This is a genomic window from Frondihabitans sp. GW821-FHT04F02 (assembly GCF_059420045.1).
The window spans coordinates 41,197-60,974 of sequence record NZ_JBWKSZ010000005.1 but is presented as its reverse complement, the minus strand read 5'-3'; the positions used below and the strand labels follow the sequence as shown (position 1 = coordinate 60,974).

The window sequence follows — 19,778 nt, the reverse complement described above, 5'->3', positions numbered from 1 at the left end:
AAAGAATGCGAATTTCGGGGTACGAACTCACCAAGGACGACCGAAACGGGGTACCTGGGCGCTGTGTCGTCGATCAGGCGCTGTGTCGATCAAACCCTGTGTCGATCAGGCGCTGTGCCGCGTCCACTGCCCGGGCCCCGTGCGAAGCGGCGTGCGGAGCGCGCGCTGCGACTCGGCCCAGCCGGTCTGGCCCTCCGGGACACGACGCGCGGCGCTCTCGGCCTCGGCTTCGGCCGCGAACGCGCTGAGCACGGCCGTGACGGCCGCGAGCTCCTCCGCGGTCGGGTTGCCGGAGACGACGCGGATGGTCGGGTCGTCGGGCGGAGAGGACTGCTCGCTCACAGTGGGATGTTCCCGTGCTTCTTGGCCGGCTGCGACGCCCGCTTGGTGCGCATGGCACGCAGGGCCTTGATGACGGCGGTGCGGGTGGCGGCCGGCTCGACGATGCCGTCGAGCTCGCCGCGCTCCGCCGCGAGGAACGGCGACGCCACGTTGTACGTGTAGTCGTTCGCGAGCTTGGTGCGGACGGCAGAGACGTCTTCGCCGGCGTCCGTCGCCCGCTTGATCTCCGACCGGTAGAGGATGTTGACGGCGCCCTGGCCGCCCATCACGGCGATCTCGGCGGTCGGCCACGCGAGGTTGATGTCGGCGCCGAGCTGCTTCGAGCCCATGACGATGTAGGCCCCGCCGTACGCCTTGCGGGTGATGACGGTGACCAGCGGCACGGTGGCCTCGGCATACGCGTAGAGGAGCTTGGCGCCGCGGCGGATGATGCCGGTCCACTCCTGGTCGGTACCGGGCAGGAATCCGGGGGTGTCGACGAGCGTGAGGATGGGGATCGAGAACGCGTCGCAGAAGCGCACGAAGCGCGCGGCCTTTTCTCCGGCGTCGATGTTGAGCGTGCCGGCCATGACGTTCGGCTGGTTGGCGATGATGCCGACCGAGCGGCCCTCGACGCGGCCGAGGCCGATGACGATGTTCGGAGAGAACAGCGGCTGCACCTCGAGGAACTCGCCGTCGTCGACGATGTGCTCGATGACGGTGAGCATGTCGTACGGCTGGTTCGGAGAGTCGGGGATGAGCGTGTTCAGCGTGCGGTCGGCGTCGGTGATCTCCATCTCGGGAGCCACGTCGAACACCGGGGCGTCGGTGAGGTTGTTGTCGGGCAGGTACGACAGCAGGGCCGCGACGTAGTCGAGCGCGTCGTCCTCGTCGGAGGCGAGGTAGTGCGAGACGCCCGAGATCTTGTTGTGGGTCAGGGCGCCGCCGAGCTCCTCGAAGCCGACGTCCTCCCCAGTGACGGTCTTGATGACGTCGGGGCCGGTGACGAACATCTGGCTGGTCTTGTCGACCATGATGACGAAGTCGGTGAGCGCGGGGGAGTAGACCGCACCGCCGGCCGCCGGGCCCATGATGATCGAGATCTGAGGGATTACGCCCGAGGCCGCGGTGTTCAGCTTGAAGATCTCGCCGTACTTGCCGAGCGCGACGACGCCCTCCTGGATGCGCGCGCCGCCCGAGTCGAGCATGCCGATGATCGGCACGCCGGTCTTGATCGCGAGCTCCATGACCTTGATGATCTTCTCGCCGGCGACCTCGCCGAGCGATCCGCCGAACGTGGTGAAGTCCTGCGAGTAGATCGCGACCTGGCGCCCGCCGATGGTGCCGGTGCCGGTGACGACGGAGTCGCCGTAGGGGCGCTTGGCATCCATGCCGAAGGCTGTGGTGCGGTGACGGACGAATTCGTCGAGCTCGACGAACGAGCCGTGGTCGAGCAGGCCCTCGATGCGCTCGCGCGCCGTCTTCTTGCCGCGCTTGTGCTGCTTCTCCTGCGCGATCGCCTCGGGGGCGGTGACGGCGTCGTCGAACCTCTGCTGGAGGTCGGCGACTCTGCCGGCGGTGGAGGAGAGGCGGTCGGTCGTGGGGGTTTCGTCGGTCACGGCGACAACTCTAACCAACCGGCGCCTGACGGCCGGGCAGAGCGGCTAGTGTGCCGGGGTGGCCCCGATCCGACTGCGCAGCGCCGCGATCGAGGTGCTCGGCGTGCTTCTCGCGAGTTCCTGCGCCCTGATCGCCCTCGGGCACGCGGTGTCGGGAGCCAAGCGGGCCCTGCTGCTCTCGGATGGCGACAGCGTGCTGCTGCCTCTGCTGGTGCGGTCGGTCGAGCGCGGCGAGGCGTTCCAGTGGGGCATGTCGCCGGTGCTGTTCGCCTTTCCGGAACTGCCGCTCTACCTCGCGTCGGCGGCCGTCACCCGGGGCGTCGCGGGTGCGCTGCTGCTGAACGGCGTCCTGAACGTGGTGCTGCTCTACGCCCTGCTGCGGTTCGTCGCGGGCCGGGTGACACGGTCGCGGCCTCGCGCCGTGCTCGCGGCCCTCGCCGGAGTCGCCGTCTTCACCGCCGCCTGCCTGCTCGAGTCGCGGCCGGGCGGCAACACGGGCGAGATCGCGTCGCTCTTTCTGACGACCACGTACTACTCGGGTACGCTCCTGGCGCTGGTGGCGGCGATCGGCCTCGTGCTGCAGATCAGCGCGGGGCACGGGCGCAGGAACCGGCCGCCCGCCGCCCTCCTGATCGTCGCCGCGCTCGCCACCTTCTCGAACCCGCTCTTCGTGCTGTGGGGCACCGCGCCGATGGCGCTCGCGCTCGCCGCATTCGCGCTCGTGCGCCACAGCCGCTGGCGTCGCGCGCTGCTGGCGGCCGGCGTCCTGATCGCCGGGAGCGGCCTCGGCTACGCCGGCAGGACTCCGCTCTCGAGGTTCCTGATCGCGCAGAAGGAGGAGTACTTTCGCTGGGACGGCCAGGCGACGAGCCTCGCCTTCGCGCGGCAGACCCTCCTGACTCAGGCGCAGACGCTCGGCGGGTTCGTCGAGCTGGTGCTCGCGGCCGTCCTGATCGCCGGGACTGTCGTCGCGACCGTGGTCGCCCTCGCGCGCCGCGAGCGGTCGGCACGGACGCTGGCTCTGCTGATCGGGTCGGCGACCGTCGCGGTGGTGCCGGCGGGGCTGCTGGTGATCGGCAGCATCTCTACCCGGTATGCGGAGCCGCTGGTGGTCGTGCCGCTGGTCGCGATGGTCGTCGTACTCGCCGCTGCGCCGCGCCCTGCCTCCCTCCGCCCGCCCTCCCTCCGCCCGCCCTCCCTCCGCCCTGCCTCCCTCCGCCCTGCCTCCCTCCGCCCTGCCTCCCTCCGCCCCGCCTCCCTCCGCCCCGCCTCCCGAATTTCAAGGAGAGTTTTGCAGCGACGGGCCGAGATGCCCGTGGTTGCGCGCCGCCGGCCTGGTTTCTCCTTGAATTTCGGGGCCATCGGGGCCGGGGTGCTGGCGGCGGCCCTCGTCGCGACGGGAGCGGGCGCAGGAACTGCCGTGGCCCGCGCCGCCGCCGACCCGGCCGTGCCGGGGGCCTCGTGCCTCACGCAGTGGGCGACGGCCTCGGGGGCCGCGCGCGACGGAATCTCCGGTGCCGGCCAGTTCTGGACGGTCCGCGGGCTGCAGGCCTACGCCGGCGACGGGGTCGAGCTGGTGCAGGTCAACTCCGACCTGTCGGTGTACCCATGGCTGGCCAACCTGGCTCCCGCCGAGAGCGCCCGGGTAGGTTACGTGGTCGTGGCCGAGCAACCCGACGACAACGGCCACCTGGACTACTGGGGAGACACCGTGACCGATCTCGGCACGCCGAAGGAGATCGTCCGCTGCGGGCGGTTCGCGATCTACGACTACCGCGGCACCGCCGCCGAGCAGCGGCTGACCGAGGCGGTCACGCGGAGCGCGCGGGTGCAGGCCGCCCTGCGCGGGCTCGGGGTGACGTCGTGAGCGGGATCCTGCCGATCACCCGAGGCGTCGCCTCCGTCGTCGACCTGCGCGCGACGACGGGCTCGACCAACGCCGACCTCGTCGAGGCCGCGCCCGGGCTCCCCGACTTCGCCGTCATCGCATCGTTCGCCCAGACGTCGGGCCGAGGCCGCCTCGACCGCTCGTGGCAGGCGCCCGCCGGCCAGAGCCTCGCCGCCAGCGTCCTGCTGCGGCCGCGGACGCCATCGGGCGACGTGCTCCCCGTCGACGCGTGGGGCTGGTTCTCGCTGCTCGCCGGCGCCGCGCTCCGGACGGCCGTGGCCGACCTCCTGCCGGAGCGGTCGGTGACGCTGAAGTGGCCGAACGACGTGCAGGTGTCGGGGCGGAAGGTGTCGGGCCTGCTGGCGGACCTCGTCTGGGAGTCCGGAGTTCCTGCGGCAGTCGTCATGGGGTCGGGCATCAATCTGACGATCCCTCCCGACGCCCTGCCCACGCCGACCTCGACGTCGCTCGCGATCGAGGGCGCCGCCGGGAGCGCCGAGGAGATCGCCGACGCCGTCTTCGCCGCCTACCTGATCGAGCTGCGCCGGCTCGTCGACCTGCTCGCCGGAGGCGGCGACGTGCGCTCCGTCGTCGAGGCCCAGTGCGACACCGTCGGGCGGCGGGTGCGGGTCGAGCTGCCCGGCGGCGAGATGATGCACGGCACCGCGACCGGTCTCGACGAGACGGGGCGGATCGTCGTCCGCAAGGATGATTCCGGCGCCGAGGTGGCCGTGGCCGCCGGGGACGTCACGCACCTGAGGTATGAATGACCCATGTCGTCCGCTGAGCCGAACCCGTTCGCGGCGTTCGGCGCGCCCGCGGAGTCAGGCGAGCAGCCGCAGGGCGCCGGCGAGCCGGCCCGCGAGGAGGTCATCGCACGCCTGCGGCCGCACTCGCGCGTGCTGTTCTGGCCATCCGTCCTGCTGATCGCGATCTGCGCCGCGACGGGCTTCTTCGGGGGCACCCTGCCCGAGCCGTGGATGAACAGCGCCCTGCCGATCGCCGCGCTGGTGCTGATCGCGCTGGTCTGGCTGCTGCCGCTGCTCGCGTGGCTCGGCCGGCACTACACGATCACGACGCGGCGGATCGTGATCCGGCGCGGCCTGTTCGTGCGCACCCGGCAGGAGCTCATGCACACGCGCGGCTACGACCTCACCGTCCGCAAGAACGCGGTGCAGAGCCTGTTCGGCTCGGGCGACGTGCTCATCAACACCGGTCTCGACCGGCCCGTCGTGCTGTGGGACGTCCCCACCGCCGACCTCGTGCAGTCGACCCTGCACGACCTGATGGAGCAGAACCTCAGCGCCGTCGCGCGCATGCGCCAGCAGGAGCAGTCCGCGCAGCAGGGCGGTCCGCCTGTCTGGCAGTAGCGGAGGTCGGGCCGAGCGGGCGTCGGCCTAGCGCGTCGCAGGTGCCCTGACGCGATTGTCAGAGGACGTCCAGTACTGTCGTAGCGTGCGTATTTCAGTCATCGGATGTGGTTATCTCGGAGCCGTCCACGCTGCCTGCATGGCAGAGCTGGGCCACGACGTCGTCGGCATCGACGTCGACGAAGCCAAGATCGCCGAGCTCCAGGCCGGCCGGGCCCCGTTCTTCGAGCCGGGTCTGCCCGAGGTGCTCGAGCGCGCCATCGCCACGGGGCGCCTGCGCTTCACCACCGACATGGCGGCCGCCGACGACGCGACGGTGCACTTCGTCGCCGTCGGCACACCTCAGACGAAGGGCAGCTTCAACGCCGACCTGACGTACGTGAACGCGGCCGTCGACGGCCTCCTGCCGCACCTGGGCGAGGGCGACCTCGTCGTCGGCAAGTCCACCGTGCCGGTCGGCACGGCGGCGCGGCTCGCGGCAGTGGTCGAGGGGTCGGGGGCGGGGGCGTCGCTCGCCTGGAACCCCGAGTTCCTGCGCGAGGGCTTCGCGGTGCAAGACACCGTGGCGCCCGACCGCTTCGTCTACGGCGTGCCCTCGGGCGACGCCGGCGAGAAGGCGACCGAGGTGCTCGACGAGGTCTACGCGACGGCGCTCGCGACCGGCACCCCGCGCATCGTCACCGACTACGCCACCGCCGAGCTCGTCAAGGTGTCGGCCAACGCGTTCCTGGCGACCAAGATCTCGTTCATCAACGCCATGGCCGAGGTCGCCGAGGCCACCGGCGCCGACGTCACCCAGCTCGCCGACGCGATCGGCCACGACGCGCGCATCGGCCGCAAGTTCCTCAACGCCGGCCTCGGCTTCGGCGGCGGCTGCCTGCCCAAAGACATCCGCGCCTTCCGCGCCCGCGGCGACGAGCTCGGCCTGACCGACACGCTGTCGTTCCTCGGCCAGGTCGACGCCATCAACCTCCGCCGCCGGGAGCGCGTCGTCACTCTGACGCGCGAACTCGTCGGCGACCTTCAGGGCGTCAAGATCGGCGTGCTGGGCCTGGCCTTCAAGCCGAACTCCGACGACGTGCGCGACTCTCCGGCTCTCGACGTCGTCGAGAAGCTCGTCGCAGCGGGCGCCGACGTGCGCTCGTACGACCCCGAGGCCAAGCACACCGCCCTCCGCAGCCACCCCGACCTCACCGTCGTCGACTCGGTCGACGAGGCCATCGAGGGCGCCGAGGCCGTGCTGGTGCTCACCGAGTGGCAGCAGTTCCGCGACCTCGACCCCGCTGCCGTGGCGTCGGTCGTCGCGGGCAAGCGCGTCGTCGACGGCAGGAACTGCCTGGACGCCGTCGCCTGGCGCGCCGCCGGCTTCGAGGTCCGCGGGCTGGGACGCCCGTAGCCGTGGCTGCCTCCTTGCGCGTCGGCGTCATCGGCGGCGGCCAGCTCGCCCGGATGATGGTGCCCCCGGCCGTCCACCTGGGCCTCGACATCCGCGTCCTCGCCGAGACGGAGGGCTCGTCGGCCCGCCTGGCGGCGACCGCCGTCGGCGACTACCACGACGCCGAGACGGTGCTTGCGTTCGCGCGCGACGTCGACGTCATCACCTTCGACCACGAGCACGTGCCGCAGGACGTGCTCGCGGCCCTCGTCGAGGCCGGCGTCGCCGTCCACCCGAAGCCCGAGGCCCTGTTCGTCGCGCAAGACAAGCTGGTCATGCGCGAGCGCCTGGCCGGCCTCGGCCTGCCGGTGCCCGACTGGGCGCGGCTCGAGACGCCCGGCGATCTCAGCGCCTTCCTCGCCGACCACGGCGGCCGCGCCGTCGTGAAGACCGCGCGCGGCGGCTACGACGGCAAGGGCGTCCGCGTCGTGTCGTCGCCCGACGAGGTCGCCGACTGGTTCGCCAGCCTCGCCGACCCGTCGACCGGCGGCGCGCTGCTCGCCGAAGAGCTCGTCGAGTTCCGGCGCGAGCTCGCTCAGTCGGTGGCACGGCGCCCCAGCGGCCAGATCGTCGCGTGGCCCGTCGTCGAGTCGATCCAGCGCGACGGCGTCTGCGCCGAGGTCATCGCCCCGGCCCCGCGCTCGACCGGTCGCGTCGCCGAGACGGCCGCCGAGATCGCGACGACCGTCGCCGCCCAGCTCGACGTCACCGGCGTCCTCGCCGTCGAGCTCTTCGAGACCACCGACGACCGCCTGCTCATCAACGAGCTCGCGATGCGCCCGCACAACACCGGCCACTGGTCGATCGACGGCTCGATCACCAGCCAGTTCGAGCAGCACCTGCGCGCCGTGCTCGACCTGCCGCTCGGCGACACGACGCCGCACGCCGCGTGGTCGGTCATGGTCAACGTCCTCGGCGGCCCTGCCACGGGCAGCATGGCCGACCGCCTGCCGGCGCTCATGGCCGACGAGCCCGGCGCCAAAGTGCACGACTACGGCAAGGAGCCGCGGCCGGGCCGCAAGGTGGGTCACGTGACGGCGACCGGTGCGGAGCTCGACGACGTGGTGGTCGCGGCGCGGGCCGCCGCGGCGCACTTCGAGGGGTAGACGGGGCCGGGAGTTCCTGCGCCCGCGCTCTGTCTCGTCGAGCGAGTTCGAGGAGGGCCGGCTCGCTAGGCTGGAGGAGTGCCTGAGATGAACGCAGAAGCCCCCGTCGTCGCCCTCGTCATGGGGAGCGACTCCGACTGGGCGACCATGAAGTCCGCCGCCGACATCCTCACGGAGTTCGGCATCGCGTTCGAGGTCGAGGTCGTGTCGGCGCACCGCACCCCCGACAAGATGGTGTCGTTCGGGCGCGAGGCGGCCGGCCGCGGTATCCGTGTCATCATCGCCGGCGCCGGCGGTGCCGCCCACCTGCCGGGCATGCTGGCGTCGCTCACGACCCTTCCGGTGATCGGGGTGCCGGTCGCGCTGGCGAAGCTCGACGGGCTCGACTCGCTGCTCTCGATCGTGCAGATGCCGGCCGGGATCCCCGTCGCGACGGTGTCGATCGGCGGGGCGGCCAACGCGGGCATCCTGGCGGCGCGGATCCTCGGGGCGTTCGACCCCGCGATCTCGGCGCGGCTCGCCGACTACGCGACCGGGCTCGCGGAGCTCGTCGAGGAGAAGAACGCGCGGTTGAAGGCGTCGCTCTAGGCTGCGAAGCCCCGCGCCGCCCCTAGAGGTCGGCGTGCAGCTGCCACACCTTCTCGGCCGAGTCGCGCCAGCTGAAGGCGCGCGCCCGGTCGAGCCCTGCGACCCCGAGACGGGCGGCGAGGTCGGTGTCGATGACGACCTGGAAGAGCGCCTGCGCGAGCCGCTCGGGGTACCCTGCCGCGTCGTCGCGAGGCACGATGACGCCGGCGCCCGCGGCGACCTCGACGAGCGCGGGCGCGTCGGAGTGGACGACCGGCGTGCCGAAGCTGAACGCCTCGACGAGCGGGAGGCCGAAGCCCTCGGCGAGCGAGGGGAACACGAAGACGGAGGCGCGCTCCAGCAGCACGGCGAGCGACGCGTCGGGCACGCGGCCGAGAACGCGCACGCGGTCGGGTGCGAGGCCGAGTCGGGCGACGACGGAGTCGACGCTGACGTCGCCCCAGCCGGGAGGGCCGACGATGAGCAGCGGCACGTCGGGGGCGTCCGGGTGGGCGAGCGCCTCGAGGAGCGGCTCGATGCCCTTGCGCGGCTCGAGGGTTCCGACGCTCAGGATGTATCGCTCAGGCAGGTCGAGCTCGTCGGCGATCGCATCGGCGTCGGGCGGGGTGGCCAGGTCGGTCGACACGGCGCCGCCGATGACGCGCAGCCGGTCGCCGAAGGGGAAGAGCTCGGACAGCTCGCCGGCGACCGCGTGGGTCGGCACGACGACCGCGTCGGCGAACCGGTACGCGCGCTTCGCCATGGCCTTGTGCCAGCGGACGCCCTGCGCGGTGAGGGTGTCGGGGTTGGTCCACGGCACGGTGTCGTGGATCGTCACGGCCGTCTGGGTGGCCGGCGCCAGCTCGCGATCGTGCTTGTAGAGCGGCGTCATCAGGCTCGTGCCGTGCACCATGCCACGGCCGGGGAGGCCGATCACGCCGGTCTGCCAGGCGATCGACAGCTCGCGGCGGCCGAGCACGGAGCGGTACATGCCGGCGAGCCCGGGGAGCTTGTCGTCGAGCCGGTCGTAGGCCTCCTGCGGGTGCGCAGCGACGATCCCCTCGACGTCGCAGCCGCGCGGGGCGGTCGCGATGAGCTCGCGGGTCAGCTCTTCGGTGTAGCGGCCGATGCCGCCGGGCACCGGTGCCAGGATCTGGTCGACCACGACGCGGAGGGTCAGCATGGCGAACTCCTCAGGACGCTCGACGGGATGGGCGAGTCGACAGTATCAGCCCGCCGACCGCCAACCTGGGGGTTGCTGTGGCGCGGCGCTACCCGGTCGCGAGCCGGTCGAACGCACGGCCGAGGGCCGGCCCGAGAGTGCGCGCGTAGGTGGCCGTCAGGTGGTGCGTATCGCGGTAGACGACCACGCCGCCGATCGCCGTGAGACACGTGTCGCCGGGGCAGACCCGGTCGGTCAGATCGATGGCCTCTGCCCCGTCGGTCGACTCGACGGAGGCCAGCATGGCGTCCGGCGCGAGATACGCGTCCGCCTTCTTCAGAGAGCAGGAAGCCGGGTCGGTCGCGTGCGTCTCGAGGCACGCCTGCGCGTCGGCCGGAGCCCGTGAGGTGTCGGCGATCGCGATCACCCGGGTTCCTCGGCTCAGCAGGGGCTGCCACGCCTCCGAGTAACCGCGGACCTCGGCCGCCGCCGCGGCAGCGGAATCGGGCACGTGCTGCGAGTGCGAGACGAACACGATGTCGAAGGGCTCGTCGTCGGCGAGCGTCGCCGCGAGCGTCGTGTTCCAGGTGGTGCACGCCGCGACGTAGGTCGGGTTCGGGTTCGACTCGGTGATGGTCGTGAACGGGCAGCCCGAGTGCAGGTAGGTGGTCAGCGACCAGCCGCGCGTCGCGCCGGCCGCGCGGATCGTCGGCTCCCAGCTCGCGGCGTGCGAGTCGCCGACGAGGGCGACCCGGACGGACCCGGAGCCCGAGGTGCACGCCACGACGGCGGTCGACGACTCGGGCGGCAGGCAGCGGCGTCCCTGCTCGTAGGCCGGCGGGAGGTCGTCGGCGGCCAGCGCCGGGTCGGGGCTGAGCGTCGCCGGGGGCGCACCGCACGATGCGCCGGGGTCGAGGGCCGCCGCTCCGAAGCAGGGCCTCCCGGCGCCCGCCTGCGCCTGCGCGGCTGCGACGGCATCCGTCGCCTGCCGCTGCAGCACGGCGCCGCCGACGGCCACGGGGACGGCCACGACGGCGACGGCGACCGCGAGGGCGGCGAAGGTGCGCCGGGGTCGCGCAGTGGTCAGGAACCGCGCGCGGCGCGCCGGGTTCTCGACGAACCGGGCGCTCAGCCAGGCGAGGCCCAGCACTCCGACGAGGCAGATGAGCTTGAGCGGCCAGGTGAGGCCGTCGCCCAGCCGGAACCCCAGCACGACGAGGGCCGGCCAGTGCCAGAGGTACACCGAGTACGAGAGGTCGCCGAGCACGAGGACGGGTCGGCGAGCGAGGAGCGCGGACGGCGACCAGGGGGCGGAGCCGGCGGCGATGACGAGGAGCGTGCCGGCCACGGGCAGGGCGGCGGCGACGCCGGGGAACGGCGTCGCTCCGTCGATCAGCACGAGGGACGCCGCGAGGAGGGCCGCGCCCGCCCAGGCGGCGACGGTGCGGAGGGGGACGGCGGGGGCCGGAGTTCCTGAGACCGGTGGTTCGGCAGCTCGTGCTGCCGCCACGGCGAGGAGGCCTCCGGCGGCGAACTCCCACGCCCGGGTCGTCGTGGCGAAGTAGGCGAGGCCGGGGGAGCTGCGGGTCAGGACGACCGAGCAGGCGAAGGACGCGACCGCGACGGCTCCGAGCACGACGCCGGCGCGCCACACGACGCGGTGCTCGCGACCCGCCGCCCGCCGGCCCCGCCCCGCCCACACGGCGACGATCAGGAGGAGCACTGGCCAGACGAGGTAGAACTGCTCTTCGACCGAGAGCGACCAGAAGTGCTGCACGGGGGAGGCCGCGTTCGAGCTGGCGAGGTAGTCGATCGAGTCGCCGGCGAGTACCCAGTTCTGCACGTAGAGCGCCGACCCGACGATCTCGCGGAACGTCTGCTGCCAGTAGGCGCGCGGCACGAGGGCGAGCGTCGCCAGGGCCGTGACCGCGAGCACGAGCAGGGACGCCGGCAGCAGGCGCCTCGCCCGCCGCGCCCAGAACGACGCGAGCCGGACGTGACCGGTCGATGCGAGCTCACGAAGCAGATGCGACGTGATCAGGAAGCCCGAGATCACGAAGAACACGTCGACGCCGACGAAGCCGCCGGGAAGGCGCGCAGGCCAGAAGTGGTACACGACCACCGCCGCCACGGCGAACGCGCGGAGCACCTGGATCTCGGGCCGGAAGGCCGCCCGAGGGTGCTGCCGCGCGTCGACCACGGTCGTCAGGAGGCGAAGACGCCTTCGGCCGACGCCTGCGCCAGGGCCTCCTGCCAGGGCCGCATCGGCGTGAGGCCGGCGGCGGCCCAGGCGTCGTGGCCGAGCACGCTGAAGGCGGGGCGAGCGGCGGGGCGCACGAAGGCGGCGCTGTCGGTGGGCAGCACGCGCTCCGGATCGAGTCCGGCCTCGGAGAAGACGGCGCGGGCGAAGTCGAACCACGACGCGCGGCCCGAGTTGGTGCCGTGGTAGACCCCGGCCGGAGCATCGGCGTCGACCAGCGCGACCAGCTGAGCGGCCAGATCGGCCGTCCAGGTGGGCTGGCCGACCTGGTCGTCGACCACGGAGACCGTGTCGCGGCCGGCGGCGAGCTTCAGCATCGTGGCGGCGAAGTTCGGGCCGTGCTGGCCGTAGAGCCAGGCGGTCCGCACGATGTAGGTGCCCTCGGGGTTCGCGGCCAGGGCCGCGGTCTCGCCGACGGCCTTGGTGCGGCCGTAGGCGTTCAGCGGGTCGAGCGGGGTGTACTCGTCGTACGGCTCGGTGGCCGTGCCGTCGAACACGTAGTCGGTCGAGATGGTCACCAGCTTCGCGCCGTGCTCGGCGGTGGCCTCGGCGAGCAGCCGCACGCCGACGCCGTTGACCGCGAGAGCCTCGTACTCGTGCTCCTCCGCGTCGTCGACCTTGGTGTAGGCGGCGGCGTTGAAGACGACGTCATGGCCCTCGACAGCCGCGAAGACGGCGTCGCGGTCGGTCACGTCGAGGTCGGAGCGGCCGAGCACGGTCACGTCGCGGCCGAAGAGGGCCTCGACGAGATCGGTGCCGAGCATGCCTCGGGCGCCCGTGACCAGGTACTTCATCGGTCGAGCACTGAGGGGCCGGGTGCTCACGCGAGCGCCGCGCGCTCTTTGAGGGGCTCCCACCACGAGCGGTTGTCGCGGTACCACTGCACGACGTCTTTCAGGCCCTGCTCGAACGGCACCTGCGGCTCGTAGCCGAGCTCGCGCTGGATCTTCGAGATGTCGACCGAGTAGCGGAGGTCGTGGCCCAGTCTGTCTTGCACGCGGTCGACGTACGACCAGTCCTTGCCGGTGGCGTCGAGCAGCAGCTGCGTGAGCTCCTTGTTCGTCAGCTCGGTGCCGCCGCCGATGTTGTAGATCTCGCCGGCCTCGCCCGACACGAGCACCATCGCGATGCCGCGCGTGTGGTCGTCGACGTGCAGCCAGTCGCGGATGTTGTTGCCCTCGCCGTAGAGCGGCACGTGCTTGTCGTCGATCAGGTTCGTGACGAAGAGCGGGATGACCTTCTCGGGGAAGTGGTACGGCCCGTAGTTGTTCGAGCAGCGCGTGATCGACACGTTGAGGCCGTGCGTGCGGTGGTAGCTGCGCGCGAGCAGGTCGCTGCCGGCCTTCGATGCCGAGTAGGGCGAGTTCGGCTCGAGCGGGCGGTCTTCCGCCCACGAGCCCTCGGCGATCGAGCCGTAGACCTCGTCGGTCGACACGTGCACGAAGCGCTTGAGGTCGTTGCGGAGGGCCGCGTCGAGCAGCTGCTGGGTGCCGAGCACGTTGGTCTCGACGAAGATCGAGGCGTCGCGCACCGACCGGTCGACGTGCGACTCGGCCGCGAAGTGGACGACGGCGTCCACGGTCGGGAAGAGCGTGTCGAGCAGGGCGCCGTCGCGGATGTCGCCCTCGACGAAGGTGTAGCGGGGCGAGTCGGCCACGGGGGCGAGGTTCTCGAGGTTGCCCGAGTAGGTCAGTGCGTCGAGGACGACGACCTCGGCGCCCTCCAGGCCGGGGTAGGCGTCTTGCAGAGTGCGCCGGACGAAGTTGGAGCCGATGAAGCCGGCTCCGCCGGTGACGAGGATGCGCATGGTGAATACTTTCGGTTCGCGAGCGTCGATCCGTCCAATAATAGGGGGCAGGAACTGCGCCTTCCCCGAGCGGGGTGGGCCATGATGGCGACATGAAGACGACGACGTTTCCCGACCTGACCGCCCCCGCATCGAACATCATCCTCGGCCTGATGCGCATCACCGAGATGAGCGACGACGACATCCGCGCCCTCGTGGGCGCCGCGCGCGACTCCGGGATCACCTTCTTCGACCACGCCGACGTGTACGGCGGCGCCCCGCACGTCTGCGAGCAGCGTTTCGGCGACGCGATCACCCTGTCGCCGTCCGAGCGCGAGAGCGTCATCATCCAGTCGAAGGTGGGCATCCGCGACGGCTTCTGGGACTTCTCGCGCGAGCACATCGTCGAGTCGGCCGAGCAGTCGCTGACGGCGCTCGGCATCGAGACCCTCGACATCCTCCTGCTGCACCGCCCCGATGCCCTGGTCGAGCCCGACGAGGTCGCAGCCGCGTTCGACGAGCTCAAGGCCGCAGGGAAGGTGTCCGCGTTCGGCGTCTCGAACCACACGCCGATGCAGGTCGAGCTCTTGAAGAAGTCGGTGACGCAGCCCCTCCTCGTGAACCAGGTGCAGCTGAGCATCACGCATGCCAACCTGATCGCGGCCGGCGTCAGCGCCAACATGAACGGCCTCGACCAGTCGATCGACCGCGACAACGGCATCCTCGACTACTCACGGGTCAACGACATCACCCTGCAGGCGTGGTCGCCCTTCCAGAAGGGCTTCTTCGACGGCGTCTTCCTCGGCGACCGCGAGCACTACGCCGAGCTCAACGACGTCATCGACGAGCTCGCCGCGGCCTACTCGGTCGCGCCCGAGGCGATCGCCGTCGCCTGGATCACGCGTCATCCTGCGAACATGCAGGTCGTGCTCGGCACCACGAACCCGCAGCGCGTCCGCGACTCGGCCGCCGGGAGCGACCTGCCCCTGACGCGTCAGGAGTGGTACCGCCTGTTCACCGCCGCGGGGCACCTCCTGCCTTAGCGGTGCGGTGCGGCGGCTGTGGATAACCGCGTTCAGGAGGCGCGTCGGGGTAGGCTTCCGGGGTGCAGATCCGCGAATTGACGATCCCAGACAGCTACGAGATCACCCCCAAGCAGTTCGGCGACGACCGCGGCGTGTTCCTCGAGTGGTACCGCTTCGACAAGCTCGCCGAGGTGGTCGGTCACCCCATCGACCTCCGGCAGGCCAACACGTCCGTATCGAAGCGGGGCGTCGTGCGCGGCATCCACTTCGCCGACGTCCCGCTGGGCCAGGCCAAGTACGTGACCGCCACGCACGGTGCCGTGCTCGACTACGTCATCGACATCCGCGTCGGCTCGCCGACATTCGGCAAGTGGGACACCGTGCTCCTCGACGACAAGGACCGCAAGGCGATCTACATCTCCGAGGGCCTAGGCCACTGCTTCGTGGCGCTCACCGACGACGCCACGGTCAGCTACCTCGTGACCGACGTCTTCAACGCGCCCCGCGAGCACGGCATCAACCCGCTCGACGCCGACATCGCCCTGGTCTTCCCCGAGGAGGCCGGTGAGGCCCTGCTCTCGCCGAAAGACACCGACGCGCCGTCGCTTGCCGAGGCGGCGGCTTCCGGGCTCCTGCCGACGTGGGCTGACATGCGCGAGTACTACGCGTCGTTGAACACCGCCTTCACCACCCCGAAGGAGCAGACCCGATGAAGGGCATCATCCTCGCCGGGGGCACCGGCAGCCGGCTCTGGCCGATCACCAAGGGCGTCTCGAAGCAGCTGATGCCCATCTACGACAAGCCCATGGTCTACTACCCCCTCTCGACGCTGATGATGGCTGGCATCCGCGAGGTGCTGGTCATCACGACGCCCGAGTACGACGAGCAGTTCCGGTCGCTTTTCGGCGACGGCTCCAGCCTCGGCATGAGCATCGAGTACGCCGTGCAGCCCTCGCCCGACGGCCTCGCGCAGGCCTTCATCATCGGCGAGGACTTCATCGGCGACGACAGCGTCGCGCTGGTGCTCGGCGACAACATCTTCCACGGTGTCGGCCTCGGCACGAGCCTCACGAAGAACACCGACGTCTCGGGCGCCACGATCTTCGCGTACCACGTCTCCGACCCCACGGCGTACGGCGTGGTCGAGTTCGACGACGACTTCAAGGCCGTCTCGATCGAAGAGAAGCCGACCGCGCCGAAGAGCAACTACGCGGTGCCGGGCCTCTACTTCTACGACAACAAGATCGTGGAGATCGCGAAGACCATCGAGCCGAGCGCGCGTGGCGAGCTCGAGATCTCGACCGTCAACGAGCGCTACCTCGAGGCCGGCGAGCTGCAGGTGCAGGTTCTCGACCGCGGCACCGCCTGGCTCGACACCGGCACGTTCGAGTCGATGATGCAGGCGTCCGAGTACGTCCGCGTCATCGAGGACCGCCAGGGCCACAAGATCGGCTGCATCGAGGAGATCGCCTGGCGCAACGGCTGGATCGACGACGCGGCCCTCACCGCCCTCGCGACTCCGCTCGCCAAGAGCGGCTACGGCGTCTACCTGCAGAATCTCCTGCAGGCCTAGGTTTCAAGGAGACGAATGCTGAACAGACTGAAGAAGATCGCCAAGGATCTTCTGGCGATCCGCTCGATCCGCCGCATCTACGAGAACACCAACCGCGCGTTCCTCGAGACCTTCGGGTCGAGCCGCATCCTGACGCACTTCTTCTTCCTGGTGTCGTTCATCACCTTCAACCGCGAGCAGGCCGCGACCCTCCAGGGGCGTCGCGACTACTACCGCAACAAGAAGCGCGACCGCCTCACCCGCGTCGAGCTGCGCCGCAACGTCCACCGCATCGAGAAGGGCCTCATCATGCGGCCCCGCCGAGACGTGTTCGCTCGCGACTACATCGGCGAGACCATCGAGTTCTACGAGGCTGCGGCCAACCAGTGCAAGCTGTCGCCCGGCACCATGGAGATCGCCGAGATGGACTGGGCGCACAACGTGCTCGAAGAGTACTTCCGCGTCTCCGCCACCGGAAAAGACAAGGCCGTCGACGACGCCCGCGCCTCCTTCGAGGGCACCGACTACGTGCCCTCCACGACCGGCAACGTGCCGCGCCCGAAGCAGCTCTCGTCGAACGTCTCGTACGACGAGCTCGTCGACCTCGCGAACCAGCGCCGCTCGGTCCGGTTCTTCGACGACAAGCCGGTGCCCCGCGACCTCGTCGACAAGGCGCTCCTCGTCGCCCGCCAGGCGCCGACGGCGTGCAACCGCCTGCCCTACGAGTTCCGTGTCTTCGACGACCCGGCCATGGTCAAGAGGGTCTCGAACATCCCGTTCGGCACCGCGGGCTACGCCGACAACATCCAGACGGTCGTGGTCGTCGTCGGAAAGCTCGAGAGCTACTTCAGCCCGCGCGACCGCCACGCGATCTACGTCGACGCGTCGCTCGCGTCCATGTCGTTCATGTTCGGCCTCGAGACGCTCGGCCTCTCGTCGAGCGTCATCAACTGGCCCGACTTCGAGCCGCTCGAGCGCAAGATGCAGAAGACCCTCGGCCTGTCGGGCTCCGACCGCGTGATCATGCTGATCGCCGTGGGCTACGCGCACCCCGAGGGACTCGTCCCGTTCTCGCAGAAGAAAGAACTCGACACGTTCCGCAGCTACAACAACCTCGCGCGGTGACGGCCGACTCCACCGGCGCCGTCGTTCCCGAGATCGATCCGGCCAAGGCGGCCAAGAAGAAGCGGCGCAAGCTCCTCTCGCGGCTTCTGACGGTCGTGGTGGTCGCTGTGGTGGCCGTGCTGTTCGCGCGGTCGCTGTCGAAGAACTGGTCAGCTGTCCAAGCGGCCCACCTGCACCTGAGCTGGCTGCACGTCGCCGCGATCGTGCTCTTCGCCCTGGCGGTCCCGGTGTCGGGCGTGCTCTGGGGGTCCATCCTCAACCGGCTCTCCGACAAGGGCGCCCATGTCGGCCCCCTGCAGTCGATGGCCGTCCACGACCTGTCCTGGCTGCTTAAGTACGTGCCCGGGCAGATCGGCTCGGTGCTGAGCAAGGTCACGTGGGGGCAGCGCAACGGCTTCCCGCGCACGCTGATCCTGATCACGTTCATCTACGAGAACGTCTTCCTCCAGATCGCGTCGATCGTGCCGAGCGCGATCATCCTGATCCTGGCCATCGGGCCGACCCTCGTCGAGAACAACGCGCTCACGGTGGTCGGGGTCGTCGTGGTCCTGGTCCCGCTGATCGCGATCCTGGTGCCGCAGATCTTCCACCGCATCATGTCGATCGCGTCGAAGCGCTTCCTCAAGTCGCCGCTTCCCGAGCAGTATTTCCTGCGCCCCCTCCAGAGCCTCGGGTTCTCGGCGGCCTACATCGCACCGCGGGTCATCAACGGCATCGGGTTCATCCTGTGCGCCGCCAGCGTCACCGCCATCACGCCGGGACAGTGGCTTCCGCTCGCGGCGGCCTACGCCCTCGCCGGCGCCATCGGCATCCTGATCATCTTCGTGCCGTCGGGAATCGGCGTGCGCGAGGCCGTCCTCTACGTCTGCCTCGTCGGCCTGGGCATCGATGGCGGCCAGGCCGTCATCATCTCGGTGCTCAGCCGCCTCCTGTCGACGGTCGCCGACGCCGTCATCGCCCTCCAGTACGGCGCCCTGCGCCTCACGCTCCCGAAAGGCCCATCTGTCTCATGACCTCCACGACCCCTCACGTCACCGTCATCGGCTCCGCGCTCTCGGGCAACAAGGGCGCGGCCGCCATGCTCGAGTCGTCCATCGCGACCCTCGAGCAGCGCCTGCCCGGCGTGCAGTTCACCCTGCTGAGCATGTACCCGCGCGAAGACCGCGAGCAGAACACGTACCCGAACCTCGAGATCGTCGATGCGCGCCCGCGCACGCTCGGCGTCAACATCAACTCGGCCGCACTCGCCTACCGCCTCCTGCCGCCGCTGCGCGGTCTCATCACGTCCCGCTCGAAGGCCGTCAAGGCCCTCGCCGAGTCGCAGGTGCTCCTCGACCAGGGCGGCATCACGTTCACCGACGGGCGCGAGAAGTTCTTGATCTACAACGTGGCGTCGATCCTGCCCGCCCTGAATGTCGGCACGCCGGTGTTCAAGTGCGCGCAGGCCGTCGGCCCCTTCCGCAACCGCATCAACCGGCTGGTCGCCCGGACGTTCCTGCCCAAGGCGGCGACCGTCGTGACCCGCGGCCGTATCACGCAGAGCTACGCCGACAAGCTGCGCCTGACCAACACCTTCGCCGGCGCCGACTACGCGTTCTCGCTCGAGCTCGACGGCTCGGAAGAGGCGGCCGCCGTCTCCGCGGGCATCGACCTGTCGATCTTCGACGAGGCCGTCGTGGGCCTCAGCCCCAGCGTAGTGCTGCAGAAGAAGGTCGACGCGCGCGAGGGCGACTACGTCGGCCAGATGGTGACGTTCATCGACCAGGTCACCGCGTCGGGCAAGAAGCTGCTGCTCGTGCCGCACTCGGTCCGCACCGGCACCGACGCGACCCACAACAACGACCTCCCGCTCTGCCGCGAGATCTACTCGAAGGTCGCCGACAAGGCGAACGTGGTCTTCATCGACCGCGAGCTGCCCTCGCAGGTGCTGCGCTACCTCATCGGCCGCTGCTCGTTCTTCGTCGCCAGCCGCTTCCACGCCATGGTGTCGTCGCTCGCCATGGCGGTGCCGACGCTCGTCATCGGCTGGGGCCACAAGTACGAGGAGGTGCTCGAGATGTTCGAGCTGCAGGAGTGGGCGTTCGGCCACGACAAGCTGACGCCGACGCACCTCTGGGAGCGCTACGAGGCGCTGCTCGTCTCGCGGGACGACGTCGCCGCGAAGCTGTCCACGCACCTGCCCGAGGTGAAGGCGCGCTCGCTCAAGCAGGCCGACCTCATCGCCGACGTGGTGCGGGCGGGCCTCTAGCCTCGGCGCGCGTCCGGCGGCTGGGAACCCCGTCGCGCAATCCCGGACCCACGATCGCGACACGGCACCACGATTCGAAGTGGTGTCATGTCGCGATCGTGGGCCGGACTGTCGCGATCGTGGGCCACTGGCGCGCCGACTTCTCCGCGCGCCGCGGGATGAGCGCGGACGGCAGGAAGACGACGCCGACGACCGCGACGCCGACCCGCACCGCGGCAAGCGGAGCCGCTACGTCATGCCGCCGCCCATGATCGGGACTGGGCGCCACGATGTTCCTTGGCGCGGAGTCCCGATCGTGGTGCGGCGTCACGGCA

At 70.6% G+C, this 19,778-nt stretch carries 19 protein-coding genes; 12 read left to right on the top strand and 7 right to left on the bottom strand.

What is annotated here, in order from left to right; genetic code table 11:
- Window positions 1–105 precede the first annotated feature (105 nt).
- The gene (locus tag AC07TY_RS14535) at window positions 106–342 is read right to left on the bottom strand and encodes an acyl-CoA carboxylase subunit epsilon (protein ID WP_494785770.1); all 237 of its coding nucleotides are present in this window, start codon (window positions 340–342) and stop codon (window positions 106–108) included.
- Complete coding sequence (locus AC07TY_RS14530) at window positions 339–1,940, bottom strand: acyl-CoA carboxylase subunit beta (RefSeq protein WP_488624376.1); 1,602 nt, start codon at window positions 1,938–1,940, stop codon at window positions 339–341. Before AC07TY_RS14530 ends, AC07TY_RS14535 begins: the two co-directional genes overlap by 4 nt.
- Window positions 1,941–1,998: 58 nt before the next feature.
- Between AC07TY_RS14530 and AC07TY_RS14525 the strand changes: the two genes are divergently transcribed.
- The 6 genes from AC07TY_RS14525 to purE all read left to right on the top strand — a co-directional run bounded on the left by AC07TY_RS14525 (window position 1,999) and on the right by purE (window position 8,327).
- Window positions 1,999–3,807 (top strand): hypothetical protein, encoded by a 1,809-nt coding sequence (locus tag AC07TY_RS14525; protein WP_494785769.1) that lies wholly within the window; start codon window positions 1,999–2,001, stop codon window positions 3,805–3,807.
- On the top strand, window positions 3,804–4,598 hold the full coding sequence (locus tag AC07TY_RS14520; RefSeq protein WP_488624374.1) for a biotin--[acetyl-CoA-carboxylase] ligase: 795 nt from the start codon (window positions 3,804–3,806) through the stop codon (window positions 4,596–4,598). Before AC07TY_RS14525 ends, AC07TY_RS14520 begins: the two co-directional genes overlap by 4 nt.
- Window positions 4,599–4,601: 3 nt before the next feature.
- Window positions 4,602–5,198, top strand: a complete 597-nt coding sequence (locus tag AC07TY_RS14515; protein ID WP_494785768.1) for a PH domain-containing protein — start codon at window positions 4,602–4,604, stop codon at window positions 5,196–5,198.
- Window positions 5,199–5,283: 85 nt separating this feature from the next.
- Window positions 5,284–6,594, top strand: coding sequence for a UDP-glucose dehydrogenase family protein (locus tag AC07TY_RS14510; RefSeq protein WP_123507284.1), 1,311 nt, complete (start codon window positions 5,284–5,286; stop codon window positions 6,592–6,594).
- A 2-nt stretch (window positions 6,595–6,596) separates the two neighbouring features.
- Complete coding sequence (locus tag AC07TY_RS14505) at window positions 6,597–7,739, top strand: 5-(carboxyamino)imidazole ribonucleotide synthase (protein WP_494785767.1); 1,143 nt, start codon at window positions 6,597–6,599, stop codon at window positions 7,737–7,739.
- Between the two features lie 87 nt (window positions 7,740–7,826).
- A complete protein-coding gene (gene purE / locus AC07TY_RS14500) occupies window positions 7,827–8,327 on the top strand; it encodes a 5-(carboxyamino)imidazole ribonucleotide mutase (RefSeq protein WP_123507283.1) in 501 nt (166 codons plus the stop codon).
- Window positions 8,328–8,349: 22 nt separating this feature from the next.
- Here purE and AC07TY_RS14495 read toward each other — a convergent pair whose 3' ends face one another.
- The 4 genes from AC07TY_RS14495 to rfbB form a co-directional block, all read right to left on the bottom strand.
- Window positions 8,350–9,489, bottom strand: a complete 1,140-nt coding sequence (locus AC07TY_RS14495) for a glycosyltransferase family 4 protein (RefSeq protein WP_494785766.1) — start codon at window positions 9,487–9,489, stop codon at window positions 8,350–8,352.
- 88 nt (window positions 9,490–9,577) lie between these two features.
- Complete coding sequence (locus AC07TY_RS14490; RefSeq protein ID WP_494785765.1) at window positions 9,578–11,668, bottom strand: acyltransferase family protein; 2,091 nt, start codon at window positions 11,666–11,668, stop codon at window positions 9,578–9,580.
- 5 nt (window positions 11,669–11,673) lie between these two features.
- Window positions 11,674–12,522 (bottom strand): dTDP-4-dehydrorhamnose reductase, encoded by an 849-nt coding sequence (gene rfbD, locus AC07TY_RS14485; protein ID WP_123507280.1) that lies wholly within the window; start codon window positions 12,520–12,522, stop codon window positions 11,674–11,676.
- 26 nt (window positions 12,523–12,548) lie between these two features.
- The gene (rfbB, locus tag AC07TY_RS14480; RefSeq protein WP_123507279.1) at window positions 12,549–13,535 is read right to left on the bottom strand and encodes a dTDP-glucose 4,6-dehydratase; all 987 of its coding nucleotides are present in this window, start codon (window positions 13,533–13,535) and stop codon (window positions 12,549–12,551) included.
- Between the two features lie 92 nt (window positions 13,536–13,627).
- Between rfbB and AC07TY_RS14475 the strand changes: the two genes are divergently transcribed.
- The 6 genes from AC07TY_RS14475 (at window position 13,628) to AC07TY_RS14450 (ending at window position 19,464) form a co-directional block, all read left to right on the top strand.
- Window positions 13,628–14,557, top strand: coding sequence for an aldo/keto reductase (locus AC07TY_RS14475; protein WP_488624368.1), 930 nt, complete (start codon window positions 13,628–13,630; stop codon window positions 14,555–14,557).
- A gap of 62 nt (window positions 14,558–14,619) precedes the next feature.
- Window positions 14,620–15,252 (top strand): dTDP-4-dehydrorhamnose 3,5-epimerase family protein, encoded by a 633-nt coding sequence (locus AC07TY_RS14470; RefSeq protein WP_494785764.1) that lies wholly within the window; start codon window positions 14,620–14,622, stop codon window positions 15,250–15,252.
- Window positions 15,249–16,112 (top strand): glucose-1-phosphate thymidylyltransferase RfbA, encoded by an 864-nt coding sequence (gene rfbA / locus AC07TY_RS14465; RefSeq protein WP_494785763.1) that lies wholly within the window; start codon window positions 15,249–15,251, stop codon window positions 16,110–16,112. The genes AC07TY_RS14470 and rfbA overlap by 4 nt, the downstream gene beginning before the upstream one ends.
- Before the next feature lie 15 nt (window positions 16,113–16,127).
- Window positions 16,128–17,216: a nitroreductase family protein gene (locus AC07TY_RS14460; RefSeq protein WP_123507275.1), complete on the top strand. Its 1,089-nt coding sequence runs from the start codon at window positions 16,128–16,130 to the stop codon at window positions 17,214–17,216.
- On the top strand, window positions 17,213–18,229 hold the full coding sequence (locus AC07TY_RS14455; protein WP_123507274.1) for a lysylphosphatidylglycerol synthase domain-containing protein: 1,017 nt from the start codon (window positions 17,213–17,215) through the stop codon (window positions 18,227–18,229). Before AC07TY_RS14460 ends, AC07TY_RS14455 begins: the two co-directional genes overlap by 4 nt.
- On the top strand, window positions 18,226–19,464 hold the full coding sequence (locus AC07TY_RS14450) for a polysaccharide pyruvyl transferase family protein (protein WP_488624366.1): 1,239 nt from the start codon (window positions 18,226–18,228) through the stop codon (window positions 19,462–19,464). The genes AC07TY_RS14455 and AC07TY_RS14450 overlap by 4 nt, the downstream gene beginning before the upstream one ends.
- 85 nt (window positions 19,465–19,549) lie before the next feature.
- Here AC07TY_RS14450 and AC07TY_RS14445 read toward each other — a convergent pair whose 3' ends face one another.
- The gene (locus tag AC07TY_RS14445) at window positions 19,550–19,732 is read right to left on the bottom strand and encodes a hypothetical protein (protein ID WP_494785762.1); all 183 of its coding nucleotides are present in this window, start codon (window positions 19,730–19,732) and stop codon (window positions 19,550–19,552) included.
- Window positions 19,733–19,778: the final 46 nt, after the last annotated feature.

Coding starts and splice junctions, on each gene's coding strand:
- AC07TY_RS14515 (WP_494785768.1), top strand. CDS start 4,602: ATGTCGTCCGCTGAGCCGAACCCGTTCGCGGCGTTCGGCGCGCCCGCG.
- purE (WP_123507283.1), top strand. CDS start 7,827: ATGAACGCAGAAGCCCCCGTCGTCGCCCTCGTCATGGGGAGCGACTCC.
- AC07TY_RS14495 (WP_494785766.1), bottom strand. CDS start 9,489: ATGCTGACCCTCCGCGTCGTGGTCGACCAGATCCTGGCACCGGTGCCC.
- rfbD (WP_123507280.1), bottom strand. CDS start 12,522: ATGAAGTACCTGGTCACGGGCGCCCGAGGCATGCTCGGCACCGATCTC.
- rfbB (WP_123507279.1), bottom strand. CDS start 13,535: ATGCGCATCCTCGTCACCGGCGGAGCCGGCTTCATCGGCTCCAACTTC.
- AC07TY_RS14475 (WP_488624368.1), top strand. CDS start 13,628: ATGAAGACGACGACGTTTCCCGACCTGACCGCCCCCGCATCGAACATC.
- rfbA (WP_494785763.1), top strand. CDS start 15,249: ATGAAGGGCATCATCCTCGCCGGGGGCACCGGCAGCCGGCTCTGGCCG.
- AC07TY_RS14460 (WP_123507275.1), top strand. CDS start 16,128: ATGCTGAACAGACTGAAGAAGATCGCCAAGGATCTTCTGGCGATCCGC.
- AC07TY_RS14450 (WP_488624366.1), top strand. CDS start 18,226: ATGACCTCCACGACCCCTCACGTCACCGTCATCGGCTCCGCGCTCTCG.